The organism is Virgisporangium aliadipatigenens, from assembly GCF_016863615.1.
GTDB classification, from domain to species: domain Bacteria; phylum Actinomycetota; class Actinomycetes; order Mycobacteriales; family Micromonosporaceae; genus Virgisporangium; species Virgisporangium aliadipatigenens.
In genome coordinates this window covers 15,078-28,823 of record NZ_BOPF01000067.1, presented here as the reverse complement: position 1 = coordinate 28,823, position 13,746 = coordinate 15,078, and the positions used below count along the sequence as shown (strand labels likewise).

The following is a 13,746-nucleotide window of genomic DNA, read 5'->3' as shown; positions in this document are numbered from 1 at the left end:
AGGGCGTCTTCTCCGTCGCGGCCAGCACCTGCTGCGGCGTCTTGGCCGTGTAGGCGATGACCTGACGCACGTACTGCATGGTGAGCGTCGAGGCGCCCTGGGCCACCCCGTCGGACTGCTGGTTGGCGACGAACGCGCGCGCCACACCCTTCATGTCCACGCCGTTGTGGTCGTAGAACCGGGCGTCCTCGGAGGCGACCAGGGCCTCACGCATGATCGGCGCGACCTCGGAGATCGGAACGTCGTGCCGGTTTTCGTCGTAAAGGTACGCGAGGAGCGTTTTGCCATCGCTCGCGTAGACCTCACTGATCTGCGGTGCCGGCAGCACGTCGAGATCGGTGGGAAGGCTGTCGAAAGTTTCGGCGCCGGCCCTCGCCGCGAGGCCGCCCATGGCGACTGCGGGGAAGGCCGCGGCGGCTACGACGAGACCCGCCAGCAAGCCGCAGACCAGCAAGGATGCGGCATTGGACAGCAAACTTCGGTCGCTGTTGCGTAGCAAGGTCACCGCCTGAGGGTACGTGACGACATCGAAGCGGCCGCGTCCTGCTGGACGCACCGTCGTTGTGCTAAACGCACGAACCCTGGCGCCTGGTTGGTCCTCAAGCGCAATTCTGCTCCAGTTTCGAGCCAAGATTGCTAACTTTCTGGACAAATCACTCTCAGGGCGGGACTTCTAGAAACCTTCCGGATGACCCTCCGCCTGGCATTGGCGGAACGCAAAAGGGCGGTTAACCTGGTGCAACAGCGTTGCGTAATCGAGTGACTACAGAGCATGATGTTCTTCGCGGGCCCGTGGGTCACCCGACCGGCGGGTCCGTCGTCCGGCGCCGTCACGCGCCCGCTTTGACCATTATCGGGGGGATCGGTAGTGGTTTGGGTAGGCACGGCAGGGGGATCGGCTCCGGGCGCACTTGGGGGAGTACTTAGGGGGGAATTGCGAACATGGGGATGGTCGTCGACTGGCCGAGCCTGGCTGCGTGCCGGAACGGGGATCCCGATGCTCTGTTCGTGCAGGGGGCCGAACAGAACGTCGCCAAGCGCATCTGCCGCAGCTGCCCGGTGCGGATGGAGTGCCTGGCTGATGCGCTCGACAACAGGATCGAGTTCGGCGTCTGGGGTGGCATGACCGAGCGTGAGCGCCGTGCTCTGCTCCGCCGCCACCAGAACGTGACGAGCTGGCGCCGGATGTTCGAGGCCGCGCTGCGGGAGAAGGGGTCGCGGGACAAGGAGCTTGTCCCCATGGGGGGCTGACCCCCTGACGTGTCTGCTGAGGGGTCGCGTGAACGGCCCCTCAGCAGATCTCGTCGCCGATCCGGCGCAGGCCGTCGATGTCATGGATGTCGGCGGGCTGTGCCGCTGCCGTCGCGACCGGCACCTCCGGGAACTCCGTGGAGAAGCGGCTCGCGACTTCGGCCTGCCGTTCGGCCTGCTCGGCAAGTTCCGCGTGAATCAGCAGTAGGTCCGAGAGGGGCGCGGACGTCTCGTCGGCCGCGGCCCGGGCCCCGGCGGACCCGATCGCCGGCGCCGACACCGTCGTCACACGGTTGAGCACCAGCCCCGCGAGCGGCATGCGGTCGGCCGCCAACCGCCCGGCGAAGTAGGCCGCCTCCCGGATCGCGTCCGGCTCCGGCGCCGCCACCAGCAGGAACGCCGTCTCCCGGTCCTGCAGCACCCGGTACGTCTGCTCGGCCCGCTCGCGGAACCCGCCGAACATCGAGTCCAGCGCCGACACGAACCCGGACAGGTCCGCCAGCAGCTGCGTGCCCAAGATCTTCGTGACCGTCTTGCCCACGATGCTGAACGACGCCGACACCAGGCTGAACACGCTGCGCCCGCCGGCGCGGGCCGGCGCCAGCAGCATCCGCAGCATCCGCCCGTCTAGGAACCGCCCCAGCCGGGCCGGCGCGTCCAGGAAGTCCAGCGCGCTGCGCGACGGCGGCGTGTCCACGATGATCAGGTCCCACTCGTCGCGCGCCCGCAGCTGGCCCAGCTTCTCCATCGCCATGTACTCCTGCGTGCCGGCGAAGGTGCTGCTCATGGCCTGGTAGAACGGGTTCGCGAAGATCTCCTCGGCCCGCTTGGGGTCGGTGTGGGTGAGCACCACCTCGTCGAAGGTGCGCTTCATGTCCAGCATCATGGCGTGCAGCTCGCCCGAGGCCCCGCTGACCTTGCGCGGAACGTTGTCCAGCTCGGTCAGCCCGAGGGACTGCGCCAGCCGGCGGGCCGGGTCGATGGTGAGCACGACGGTGCGGCGACCGTGTTTCTCGGCGGCGCGCAGCGCCAGCGCGGCCGCGGTCGTGGTCTTGCCGACCCCGCCCGCGCCGCAGCAGACCACCGTGCGGATCGCCGGGTCGGAGAGAATCCCGTCGAGGTCCAACAGTTTGCCGCCGGATGGCGCGGATCTGTCACGCGACACACTTGCGAGCGTAACCGCCGTACCCGCCGCGACGCCGGGCGCGACGATCTCGTCACAGGGCCTTCAACAGGATTTCCGCCAGTCGGTCGAGCCCGGCACGGTCCATACCACCGGGGAGAGCGGGCAGTTCGACCACGGGGCGGCCGATCTCGCCCAGTTCGGCGCGCAGCGTCGACTCCACCTCCAGCCGGGTCTGGTAGGCGCGGCCCTCGGCCACCAGGCCGGCCACCGTCTCCCGGTCCTCGGGCAGCCCCGCCTCCTTGAGCCCGCGCCTCACCTCGGCCGGGGTGAGCTTCGCGCCGACCAGGCGCGGCGCGCGGGAGGCGTTGACGATCACGCGGCCGATCGGGATGCCGAGCCCGCTCAGTTCGGCGACGGCGTCGGCCGTCTCCTGGACCGGCATCTCCTCCAGCAGCGTCACCACGTGCACGGAAGTCATCGGCGAACGGAGGATGGCGGCGACGCCGTCGCTCTGGGTCTTGATCGGGCCCACCTTCGCCAGGCGGGCCGTCTCGGCGGTGACGTTGAGGAACCTGCCGATGCGGCCGGTCGGCGGCGCGTCCAGCACGACCGCGTCGTACACGCGACGGCCGTCCTTCGTGCGGCTCACCGCCTCCTTGACCTTGCCCGTGAGAAGAACGTCCCGCAGTCCGGGCGCGATCGTCGTGGCGAAGTCGACCGCACCCACCTTCTGCAGCGCCCGACCGGCCATGCCGAGCTTGTAGAACAGGTCGAGATACTCCAGCAGCGCCTCTTCGGCGTCGACGGCCAGCGCCCGGACCTCCCCGCCGTCGGCGGTGCCGGTGACCCTGCGCTCCTCGTAGGGCAGCGGCGCCAGCCCGAACAGCTGCGCGACGCCCTGCCGCCCCTCGACCTCGACGAGGAGGGTGCGCCGGCCGCCGGTGGCCAGCGCGATGGCCAGGGCGGCGGCGACCGTGGTCTTGCCGGTGCCGCCCTTGCCGGTCACGACGTGCAGCCGGGCCGGCCAGCCCGCCCCCCGCTTGTTGTCAGCCACGTTCCACACCGTATCCCCGCGGCGGGACCGTGCTCAGGACACGGATCTCACATCACAGACGAACCAGCCGTTGTCGTCGACGGCGGTGATCTCCAGCCGCTGGGTGGCCGCGCGGTCGTCGTCGGTGGCGAAGCGGATCGTGACCGAGAGCGTGGCCGCCTTCTTGCCGGTGCTCTCCACGGTCGGTTCGTCCCAGGTGAACCGGGGTGCCTTGGCGTAGCGCCGCTCGTACTCGGCCACCTCGTCGACCTTGCGGTCGATCGACCTCTCGCTGCGCGCGGCGGCGCACACGTACCGGCCGGCCTTGGCGGCGTTCTTCTCCTTGTACACGGCGTTGAGGAAGTTCGAGGTGGCGGCCAGTGGGGAGGCCTGGCCCTCGCCGCCCGAGGAACGCAGCGCGAAGAACGCGATCGTGCCGCCCCCGCCGCAGAGCACCACGATCGCCAGGAGCGCGAGCGAGGCGATCAGGATGCCGCGGCGGCGCCGTCGCGGACGGGACTCGTCGGTGGCTGTCGGTGTGTCCACGTCGACCCAGCGTAGTGTGCCGGGCCGGGCTCGGCGCGTGTACCGCGCGGCGCACGTATTAATGTGCTGACCATGCAGAAGTGGGAGTACGCGACGGTTCCGCTGCTGGTGCACGCCACCAAGCAGATCCTCGACAGCTGGGGCGAGGACGGCTGGGAGCTGGTGACGGTGGTGCCCGGCCCCAACGCGGAGAACCTCGTCGCGTACCTGAAGCGCCCCCGCGGAGAGGCCGGACAGTGAGCGGACGCTTGCGGGAGCGAACCACGGGGCACTGTCGGCTCGCGCCTCGTGGCGCCGGTGAGCGAAGCGAGGCGGGGGCATGAGCGTCGACTGGCGGGCCAATCTGGAGAAGCTCGGCCTGACGCTGCCGCCGGTGAGCGCGCCGCAGGCGGCCTACGTGCCGGCCGTTCGGAGCGGCAACCACGTGTACGTCTCCGGCCAGGTGCCGATCGTCGACGGCAAGATCGCGGCCACCGGCAAGGTCGGCGCCGAGGTCACGCCGGAGGAGGCCAAGGCGTGGGCGCGGACCTGCGCGCTGAGCGTGCTCGCCGCCGTCGACGCGCTCGTCGGGCTGGACAACGTGACCCGCGTCGTCAAGGTCGGCGGCTTCGTCGCCTCCGCTCCCGGGTTCACCGGTCAGCCCGAGGTGATCAACGGCGCGAGCGAACTCTTCGCGGCGGTGCTCGGCGAGGCCGGCACGCACGCCCGCAGCGCCGTCGGCGTGGCCGAACTGCCGCGCGGCGTTCCGGTCGAGGTCGAGGCCATCGTCGAGGTCGCCGCCTAGATCGCTCTTCTCGGTGCCGCGCGTGCTTACCGGTACGCGCGGCATTTCGCGTGCCATTTTTCGTGCGGCGGTGCCAGCTCCCAGGGCCACTGGCTGCGGATTTGGCCGACACGTTTGCCGACAGCCACATAGCAGAACGCGTTCTGCCTTTCTGGTGATAGACGTAATGCACTCGGCCGTACGACCATCGTTCAAACGCTTGTTGTCTGAAAGCGACGAGTCGGTACGCGAGTCGACCGACTGCTTGTCGTCGTGCGCGTGGGGGTGAGGCACGTGTCCGACATCGGTACACCGATGCGCTGCGAGAGACCCGCGCGGCGGAGCTTCCTCGGTTCGCTGTCGCCGGAGGCGCGGCGTGACCTCCTGGCGAGCGGGCGTGAGGAGCACTACCCGGCCGGGGCGTACCTCTGTCATCAGGACGATCCCACGTCGGACGTCATGGTGATCATCTCCGGCCGGGTCAGGGTCAGGATGCGGATCGGCGGGCGGCTCCAGTTCGTCGCCGTGCGCGGTCCGGGTGACCTGATCGGCGAGCGGACCGCACTCGTCGGCCACACGCGTTCCGCCTCGGTCGTCACGGTCGAACGGGTCATCGCGCTCGTGGTCCCGCCGGGCGCGTTCGCCGCGTTGATCGAGCGCCACCCGTCGATGCTCTGGACCCTGCGCCGGGCCGAGCGGGAACGCCGCATCGAGGACGCGCACGGCACCCCCGAGGGCGACGGCGCCGCGGCCGTCGTCCCGATGGGCCCGCGCCCGCCCGCGTTTCCCGAACGGCCGGCGTCACAGCCGTTGAACTGCACCATCGTCCTGACCGACATCGCCGGCTTCGGCGACCCGCGCCGCAACGACGGCGACCGCACGCTGATCCGCGAGGCGCTGGCGCAGATGCTGCAGGAGTCGTTCACGGAAGCGGGGGTGCCCTGGCACGAGTGCCATCACGAGGGGCGCGGCGACGGCATCCTGACCGTGGTGCCGCCGCAGCACTCCACCGCAGCCGTGCTGCACCCGATGATGGGGATGCTCGCCGTCCTGCTGCACAGCCACAATCGCCGCGCCGGGCCGCCCGTCTACATCCGGTTACGCATGGCGGTGCACGTCGGACCGATCGCCGTGGACCGGCAGGGGCTGACCGGCACCGCCATCGTCTACACCGCCCGGCTCGCCGAAGCGGCGCGGATGAAGGAACGGATGCTCGCCACCGAGGCCGATCTCGGCGTGATGGCCTCCGACTATGTCTTCGACAACTTCGTGCGCCACTCGCCGCATCTCGTCGCCGAGGAGTTCGAGCGGGTGCGGATCCGGGAGAAGGAGTCCCGGATGATCGGCTGGATGTGTCTCACGGGCACCCGACCCGCGCGCCGACCAGGCTGGGAAGGCGTCGGATAGCCACGACTATCCGATCGGCCGGCACGAACGTCTTATCCCGGCCGTACCATCGCTGGCATGGTGGGCCACGTTACCGCGCCGGCAGCTGTTCTCCTCGACACCCTGCCCACCTGGGCGACCCTGGTGCGGGCCGCCAACCCCGGACCGATGACGCTCGACGGCACCAACACCTGGCTCCTGCGCGCACCGGGCACCCCGCGTTCCGTCGTGGTGGATCCGGGCCCGCAGCTCGAGGAGCACCTGGCCGCGATCATCGAGAACGGCCCGATCGAGGCCATCCTGGTGACCCACGGGCACGAGGACCACACCCAGGCGGTGCCGCGCCTCGCCGAGATCACCGGTGCGCCGGTGCTCGACTTCGACGGCGAGGAAACCCTGGGCGGCCTCACCGTGCGGGCGATCGACACGCCGGGCCACACCCGGGACTCCGTCTCCTACGTGATCAACGACGAGGCGGTGCTCGTCGGCGACACCATCCTCGGCCGGGGCACCACCGTGGTGGCGTTCCCGGACGGGGACCTTGCGGCCTACCTCTCCTCCATGGAGACCCTGATCGGGCTGGGTCCGATGCCGGTGCTGCCGGGGCACGGGCCGGCGCTGGCCGACTGCGCCGCCGCAGCGACCTACTACCGGGAGCACCGCAGGGCGCGCCTGGAGCAGGTCCGGGCGGCCGTGGCCGGGGGCGCGGTGGAGGCGATGGATGTGGTGCGGATCGTGTACGCGGACGTCGATGAGGTGCTGTGGCCCGCCGCCGCGCTGACCGTCGAGGCGCAGCTGGCGTACCTGCGGGACCACCCGTGAGCGGCGTGCGAGCCGGAGTAACGCCGTGACCTGCCCGGTCTGCGGCACCGTCGCCGTGCCCGGGGCCAAGTTCTGCCACAACTGCGGGTCGGCGCTGCCGGCCGCGGCCACCCTCCCGGCCGCCGAGCGGCGGATCGTCACCGTGCTCTTCGGGGACCTCTCGGAGTTCACCAGCTGGGCCGAGGACATGGATCCGGAACGGGTGGGCGCCGTCACCGACCGCGTGCTGGCCGCGCTCGCCGGGGCGGTGAAGACGTTCGGGGGGCACGTCGACAAGCTCACCGGCGACGGCATCATGGCGGTCTTCGGCGCACCCGTGGCACACGAGGACGACGCCGAACGCGCGGTCCGCGCGGCGCTGTCGATGCAACGCGCCGTGCGTCGCGTCCTGGACGACGAACGCGGCGGCGGCGCCCCGTCCGGCCTGCGCATCGGCCTCAACACCGGTCCCGTGGTCGCCGGCGTGCAGGCGGCCATCGAGTACACGGTCATCGGCGACACCGTCAACACCGCCGCCCGGCTGGCCGACGCCGCGGCCGTCGGTGGGATCTACGCGGGTCTCACGACGGCGGCGACCACGCGGCACGTGGCGTCCTGGCGGACCCTGCGCCCGCTGCGGCTCAAGGGCAAGCGCGCGCCGGTGGAGGCGTTCGAGCTGCTCGGGCTGCTGGACGCGCCGGGCACGCGGTCGGGGCTGGGGGACGAGGCGCCGTTCGTGGGGCGGGAGCCGGAGCTGGCCTGGGTGTGGAGCCGGCTCGCGGAGTCGATCGACCGGAGCGAGCCGCGCACCCTCGTCGTGACGGGTGAGGCCGGCCTCGGCAAGACGCGCTTCGCCGGCGAGGTGGCCCGGCTGGGCGCCGGATACCCGGTCGCGGCCACCGGAGGGTTCGGGGCCAGCCCGGGTTCGCGGGTGCTGGCGGTGCACTGCGCCGCGTTCGGCGAACGCCGCAAGCTGGCGCCGCTGGCCGATCTGGTGCGCGCCGCCATCGGCCTCCCGGGCGATCAGGAGACGACGGCGCCGCAGGTCGAGGAGCGCCTCAAGCGGCTCGCGCAGCGCCTGGCCCGGGTGCGCCGATCGGGTGACCGGCCGGCGGTGCAGATCGATCTGCTGATGAGCCTGCTCGGCTACGTGGACCCCGAGTCGGGCAGCGGCGACGGCGAACGGGACCTGGAGTTCATGCCGGGGGCGGTGGCCGACCTGCTGAGCGCGCTCGCCGCGGAGAGCCCGCTGGTGGTGATCGTCGACGACCTGCACGACGCCACCCCGGAGACGATCGATGCACTGGGCGCCACCCTCGAACGCCTCGGCGGCGCCTGCCTCGTGCTGCTGCTCGGCCGGCCCGAACTGGTGCGCACGGCCGGCATCCTGACCCGGCTCGCCGACGCCGAGGTCAAGGCGCTTTCGCCGCTGCGCGGTGCCGACGCGGCGCGGCTGCTCACGGCGTACCTGGGCGGTGGGCGGATCGCCGCCGCGGACGAGGCCAGGCTGCTCTCGACGGCCCAGGGCAACCCGTTCTACCTGGCCGAACTGGTTGCCCTGCTGCGCGAGCGCGGCGCGCTGCAGACCGTCGCGGTGCCGGTGCACGGAGGTGCGGAGCACGGTCCACTGTGGCGGCTGACGCCCGGTTCGCTCGGCGGGCGGCTGCTCTCCCGCGACCTCGCGGCGGTGCTGGCGGCTCGCATCGACGCCCTGCCGCAGGACGCCCGGGCGGTGCTGCGCGACGCGGCGGTGGTGGGGGACTTCGTGCCGACGGGGGCGCTGGAGGCGCTGCAGCTGTCGCGGGCGTTCCCGGGCCGGCCGGCGGCCGTGGTGGCCGTGGAGCTCGAGCGCGCCGTGGACGAACTGCTGCAGCGCCGCATGCTGCGCCGGATCAAGGGCGGCTACGCGGTGGCGACCCCGCTGCTGCGGGAGGCGGCGTACGCCGGCATCGGGCAGGCCGACCTGGCCGAACGCCACGCCGCACTGGCCCGCTGGGCGGCCTCGGCGGCACCGTCCAAAGTGGACGACGGGTTCATCGCGGGGCATGTGGAGCGGGCCGCCGCGCTGGCCGACAGCGTGCGGCTGCGGCCGGACGCGCCGGTGCGGTCGGTGGCCCCGTTGGGCGTTCAGTCGCTGGCCAGGCTCGCCCGGCGGGCGCTGGGCGCGGGCGAGCCGAAGCAGGCCGTGCAGTACTCGGCGCGCGCGGAGAAGCTCGCCGGCGGTTTTCTCGCCCCGCCGGACCGGCTCGTGCACGCCCGCGCCCTGTTGCAGGTGGGCAATGTCGCGGACGCTCTCCGGTTCGCCGAGAAGATCGCCGCGAATGCCACCGACGACCCGGAGGTCCGCGCGGGCGCCCTGCTGCTCGCGGGTCGGGGTTATGACATGAATCGGGAACTGCCCCGGGCGCGCGCCGCCTGGCAGGAGGCGCTCGACGAGGCCAATGCCGCAAACCTTCCGCGGGAACGGGCGTCGGCGCTGCGCCGGCTCGGGATGGCCGACTACCTCGACGGGCACCTCAACCAGGCCTCGGAGAAGCTGGACGCGGCCTACCGGACGGCCCTCGCGGCCGGCGAGAAGCGCCAGGAGGCCTGGGCCCTGCAGAACATCGCCTGGGTGACCGTGACCCGCGGCGACTTCGCGACGGCGGACACGGCTCTGATGCGTGCCACCCGCCGCTTCGCCGAACTGGGCGACCCGATCGGACGGGCCTGGATGCGCGGCACCACCGCGTTCGGTCGGCTGCTCGCCGGCCGGCTCTCGGACGCGCGGCGGCTCGCCAAGGTGTTCCTGCCCTACGGCGAACGGGTCGGCGAGGCGTGGGCGGTCGGCACCCTGCGGGCGGTGCAGGCGTACGCCGCCGCCGAACTGGGCGACCTGGCGGAGGCCGACCGGGAGGCCCGGCGGGCGTACCGGGACTTCGCGGCCGCCGACGACGACTGGGGCCGCGGGCTGGCCCTGGTGGTGCGCGGCGTGGTGGCGCGCGGCCTGAGCGAGCCCGTTCACGCGCGGGACCTGCTGGACGATGCCGTGGTGTGCGCCGATCAGATCGGGCACCCGCTGCTCATCGGGATGGCGGGCACGCTGCGCGGGTTCGTGCACCTGGAGCTGGCCGACACGGACGCCGCGTGCGCCGACGCCGAACGGGTCCTCGCGCTGCTGCCGCCGGACTCGGTGCAGCCCGCGGTGCGGGTCGGGCCGCTCGCCCTGCACGCGCTGGCCCGCACGGCGGCCGGACAGATCCCGTGCGCGATCGAGGAGTTCTCCCGGATCGCGGCCGCGGCGACCGAGCCGTCGCTGCTGTACCCGCGCAAGCTGGCCATCGCCGGTTACGCGGAGGCACTGCTCACTGACGGGCAGGCCGAGGAGGCGCTGAGCTGGGCGCGGCGCGCCGTCGATCTTCCCGGCGAGGATGTGCGCAGCAAAGTGGTCGCCGGCCGGGTGCTCGCGGCGGCGCTGGCGGCCTCCGGACAGAAGGCCGAAGCGCTCTCCGTCGCAGCTCAGGCCGTTCAGGAGGCGTACGGCACACAGCAGGCGTCGGAACGCTCGGCGGCCGAGGCGACGTTGGCGGCGGTTGGGTAACGACCTTGTTTCCGACAGTAGGTGGCCCGATCTGCGGAGTTACGCGCCTCGACGCTGACGTATTTTCTCTAGCGTGAACGCTGCGGAGCGCGTCCCCACGGTGCCCGGCCTGTCCGGACTCACCGTGATGGCGCGCGGCGGTTACGCGACGGTCTTCCGCGCCGTGCAGGACTCGGTGGGCCGGCAGGTGGCGGTCAAGGTCGAAAACCACATGCTGGAGAACGAGCGGGACCAGCGGCGCTTCCTGCGCGAGGCGCGCGCCGCCGGCCGGATGTCGAGCCACCCGCACGTCGTGGACCTCTTCGACGCGGGCGTCACCCACGACGGCCACCCGTACCTGATCATGGAACTGTGCCGCGGCTCCTACTACGAGCGGATGAAGCGTTCGCCGTTGTCGCCGGCGGAGGCGCGCGACGTGGGCGTCAAGATCGCCGATGCGCTCGTCGACGCGCACGCGCTCGGCGTCCTGCACAGAGACGTCAAACCCGCGAACATCCTGGTCACCAACTTCGGTGAGCCGGCGCTCGCCGACTTCGGCCTCGCCGTCCTCAACGAGAACCGCGACGTGTCGATCACGCTCGACGTGCTCACGCCGGCCTACGCGCCGCCGGAGATGTTCCGGCACTCGATGCCGTCGCCGGCCGTCGACGTCTACGCCCTGTCGGCGACCCTGTACGCGCTGATGGCCGGCCGGCCGCCGCGTTGGCCGCAGCAGCGGGACCCGAGCCTCGTCTCCGTCGTGGATCTGTTCTCCCAGCCGGTTCCGCCGCTGCCGCACGTGCCGTCGTCGATGATGGGGCTCGTGCTGGCCGGCATGACCAACGACGAGCGGCAGCGACCGACGGCCGCGCAGTTGCGGGACGCGCTGGCGTCGCTTGACCTTTCCCCCGCCGGGGCCCGTGAACCCGTCACCGAGGTCTTCCCGACCACACCGGGCGGCGCGGCGTCGTGGAGCCCCGGGACGGGTGCGCCGGCCGCGCACCGGCCGGTCTCCGGGTCCTCCGGCGGCGGGGAGTACGGCGGGCCGGTCTCCGGGGTGCCCGGTGGGCCGGTCTCCGGCGGGGCAGGCTCGGGTGGGCCGGGCTCCGGTGGACCTGGCTCGGGCGGGCCTGGCTCGGGCGGGCCCGGGTCGGGCGGTGGCTCGGTTTCCGGGGTGCCCGCTTCCGGCGCCGGTACCGGCGTGGTCTACGGCACCTCCTCGGCCGGAGCGGGCTCTGGCTCGGCGGGCTCGGGTGACCCGCGCACCGGCATGGGTGGCGTCGGGTCCGGTGGGCCGGCCGGGGCGGGTGGTCCCGGCGGGGCCGGCGGTCCCGGGACGGGTGATCCGCGCACCGGCATGGCGGGTGGCGTCGGGCCGGGTGGCCACGGCGGTCCTGGGACGGGTGATCCGCGCACCGGCATGGTCGGCGGCGTCGGATCGGGCGGATTCGGCGGCACCGGGGCCGGCGGTACGCGCACGGGTGTGTTCGGCGCCGGTGGGCAGGGCGCCGCGGGCACCGGTCCCGGGGGCGCAGCCGGCCGGGGGCCGGGCGGGTTGCGGGGGAGGCTTGCCGGGCTGCCCCGGGGGCGCACCTCCCGCAGGACCCTCGCCGCGGCCGTGATCCTCGGCCTGATCGCCGTCACCGGCATCTCCGCCGGTGCCGTGTACTACGGCGGCCGCCCCGACGAGGTGCGGGCCGCCCTGAAGCTGCCGTCCCCGTCGCCCGCGCAGGCGCCGTGCCCGTTCCCGCAGAACGGCGACACCAGGTGCGTCAGCGCCCCCGAGTGCTACGACGAGGTGAAGGTCCAGCAGAACATCGCCCGCAGCACCAAGCTGGCCTGCACCGAGCCGCACCTGTGGGAGGCCTACGCGACGGCCCGGCTGCCCAGCGGCATCACCTCGGCCCTCTACGACAAGGTAAAGGCCAACAGCGCGGTCAAGAAGGTGTGCTCCCTGGACACCCTGCGCCAGCTCACGCAGGAGAGCGGGCTGCAGGTGGAGGTCCTGCCCCCGACCCCGGACGAGTTCAAGGCCGGGGAGCGGACCTACCGGTGCCTGGCCGGCAGCCGGACCACCAAGAGCACCGGCGGGAAGTTCGCCCGCGCGTCCTGAGTGTCCTAATAGGACTTCGGCTGGCGCAGCACGTGCTGGGAGACGTAGTTCAGGATCATCTCGCGGCTGACCGGAGCGATGCGGGCCGCCCGGGAACCCCCGAGCAGGGTCGCCACGCCGTACTCGGTCGTCATGCCGTTGCCGCCGTGCACCTGGATCGCCGTGTCGACCGCGAGCGCCGAGGCCTCGGCCGCCGCGTACTTCGCCGTGTTTGCCGCCACGCCGGCCTCCAGGTCACGTCCGGAGTCGTACAGCGAAGCCGCCTTCGACACGGCCAGGCGGGCCAGTTCGACCTGGATGTGGGCGTGTGCCAGCTGGTGCGCGACGCCCTGGTGCGCGCCGATCGGGCGGCCCCACACCGTGCGCTGCGCCGTGTAGGCCGACGCCTTGCCCAGCGCGTAGCGGCCGGTGCCGGAGGCCATCGCCGCGACCGTGATGCGTTCCGGGTTGAGGCCCGCGAACAGGGCCGGCAGGCCCGCCTCCGTGCTGCCGCCGACCAGTGCCGATGCCGGTACCCGCACATCGTCGAGAACGAGCTCGAACTGGCGTTCCGGGGAGAGGATCTCCATCTCGATCGGCCGGTACGAGAAGCCGGGCGTGTCCGTGGGGAGCACGAACAGCGCGGGCTCCAACCGGTCGCCCTTCGACACCCGCGCCACGAGCAGCACGTCGTCGCAGGCGTCCACCCCGGAGATGTAGACCTTCCGGCCGGTGATCAGGTAGTCGCCGGTCGCCTCGTCCTGCCGGGCCACCGTCGACAGCTTGTGGAAGTTCGAACCGGCGTCGGGCTCGGTGATCGCGAAGCAGATCCGGCGGGAGCCGTCGGCCAGCCCGGGCAGATACTGCGCGCGCTGATCCGCGGTGCCGTGCTTCGCGATGATCGTGCCGGCGATTGCGGGGGAGACGACGAGCAGCAGCAGCGCGCAGCCGGCGGCGGCCAGTTCCTCGCAGACGATCGCGAGCTCCGTGATGCCGCCGCCGCCCCCGCCGTACTCCACGGGCAGGTTGACCCCGAGATAGCCGAGGTCACCCGCCTCGCGCCACAGCTCGTCGGTGTTCTTGCCGGCCTTCGCCTGCTCGACGTAGTACCGGTGCCCGTACCGCTTGCCCAGCGCCGCCACGGAATCGCGCAGCAGCGCCTGCTCGGGAGTCAGATCGAAGTCCACCC

At 72.4% G+C, this 13,746-nt stretch carries 11 protein-coding genes and 1 pseudogene; 7 read left to right on the top strand and 5 right to left on the bottom strand.

Going from position 1 to position 13,746, the window contains the following annotated elements:
- A partial coding sequence (locus Val02_RS45420) for a transglycosylase domain-containing protein (protein WP_203905597.1) occupies positions 1-505 on the bottom strand: 505 nt, incomplete at its 3' end.
- Positions 506-942: 437 nt separating this feature from the next.
- Between Val02_RS45420 and Val02_RS45415 the strand changes: the two genes are divergently transcribed.
- Complete coding sequence (locus Val02_RS45415) at positions 943-1,251, top strand: WhiB family transcriptional regulator (protein ID WP_203905596.1); 309 nt, start codon at positions 943-945, stop codon at positions 1,249-1,251.
- A 40-nt stretch (positions 1,252-1,291) separates the two neighbouring features.
- Here the strand turns inward: Val02_RS45415 and bagB are convergent, their stop codons facing one another.
- The 3 genes from bagB to Val02_RS45400 are packed head-to-tail and all read right to left on the bottom strand — an operon-like array spanning position 1,292 to position 3,956.
- Positions 1,292-2,416, bottom strand: a complete 1,125-nt coding sequence (bagB, locus tag Val02_RS45410) for an ArsA family ATPase (RefSeq protein WP_203905595.1) — start codon at positions 2,414-2,416, stop codon at positions 1,292-1,294.
- Positions 2,417-2,468: 52 nt separating this feature from the next.
- Positions 2,469-3,431 (bottom strand): ATPase BagA, encoded by a 963-nt coding sequence (gene bagA, locus Val02_RS45405; protein WP_239153823.1) that lies wholly within the window; start codon positions 3,429-3,431, stop codon positions 2,469-2,471.
- A gap of 33 nt (positions 3,432-3,464) precedes the next feature.
- Positions 3,465-3,956 carry an Rv0361 family membrane protein gene (locus Val02_RS45400; protein ID WP_203905593.1) on the bottom strand — a complete coding sequence of 164 codons (492 nt, stop codon included), beginning with the start codon at positions 3,954-3,956 and terminating at the stop codon, positions 3,465-3,467.
- Between the two features lie 72 nt (positions 3,957-4,028).
- Between Val02_RS45400 and sp36 the strand changes: the two genes are divergently transcribed.
- The 6 genes and pseudogenes from sp36 to Val02_RS48920 form a co-directional block, all read left to right on the top strand.
- Complete coding sequence (gene sp36 / locus Val02_RS45395) at positions 4,029-4,196, top strand: Sp36 family protein (RefSeq protein ID WP_203905592.1); 168 nt, start codon at positions 4,029-4,031, stop codon at positions 4,194-4,196.
- Positions 4,197-4,275: 79 nt separating this feature from the next.
- Complete coding sequence (locus tag Val02_RS45390; protein ID WP_203905591.1) at positions 4,276-4,740, top strand: RidA family protein; 465 nt, start codon at positions 4,276-4,278, stop codon at positions 4,738-4,740.
- Positions 4,741-5,013: 273 nt separating this feature from the next.
- Positions 5,014-6,126 (top strand): cyclic nucleotide-binding domain-containing protein, encoded by a 1,113-nt coding sequence (locus Val02_RS45385; protein ID WP_203905590.1) that lies wholly within the window; start codon positions 5,014-5,016, stop codon positions 6,124-6,126.
- A gap of 57 nt (positions 6,127-6,183) precedes the next feature.
- Positions 6,184-6,927, top strand: coding sequence for an MBL fold metallo-hydrolase (locus tag Val02_RS45380; RefSeq protein WP_203905589.1), 744 nt, complete (start codon positions 6,184-6,186; stop codon positions 6,925-6,927).
- 25 nt (positions 6,928-6,952) lie between these two features.
- On the top strand, positions 6,953-10,486 hold the full coding sequence (locus Val02_RS45375; RefSeq protein WP_203905588.1) for an adenylate/guanylate cyclase domain-containing protein: 3,534 nt from the start codon (positions 6,953-6,955) through the stop codon (positions 10,484-10,486).
- Positions 10,487-10,586: 100 nt separating this feature from the next.
- Positions 10,587-11,660: pseudogene (locus tag Val02_RS48920) on the top strand (serine/threonine-protein kinase); the annotation flags it as partial.
- Between the two features lie 923 nt (positions 11,661-12,583).
- Here Val02_RS48920 and Val02_RS45365 read toward each other — a convergent pair.
- Positions 12,584-13,744 (bottom strand): acyl-CoA dehydrogenase family protein, encoded by a 1,161-nt coding sequence (locus Val02_RS45365; protein WP_203905587.1) that lies wholly within the window; start codon positions 13,742-13,744, stop codon positions 12,584-12,586.
- Positions 13,745-13,746: the final 2 nt, after the last annotated feature.

Excerpts from the sequence above, each read along its gene's own strand:
- Val02_RS45415 (WP_203905596.1), top strand. The coding sequence starts at position 943 with ATGGGGATGGTCGTCGACTGGCCGAGCCTGGCTGCGTGCCGGAACGGG.
- sp36 (WP_203905592.1), top strand. The coding sequence starts at position 4,029 with ATGCAGAAGTGGGAGTACGCGACGGTTCCGCTGCTGGTGCACGCCACC.
- Val02_RS45390 (WP_203905591.1), top strand. The coding sequence starts at position 4,276 with ATGAGCGTCGACTGGCGGGCCAATCTGGAGAAGCTCGGCCTGACGCTG.
- Val02_RS45380 (WP_203905589.1), top strand. The coding sequence starts at position 6,184 with ATGGTGGGCCACGTTACCGCGCCGGCAGCTGTTCTCCTCGACACCCTG.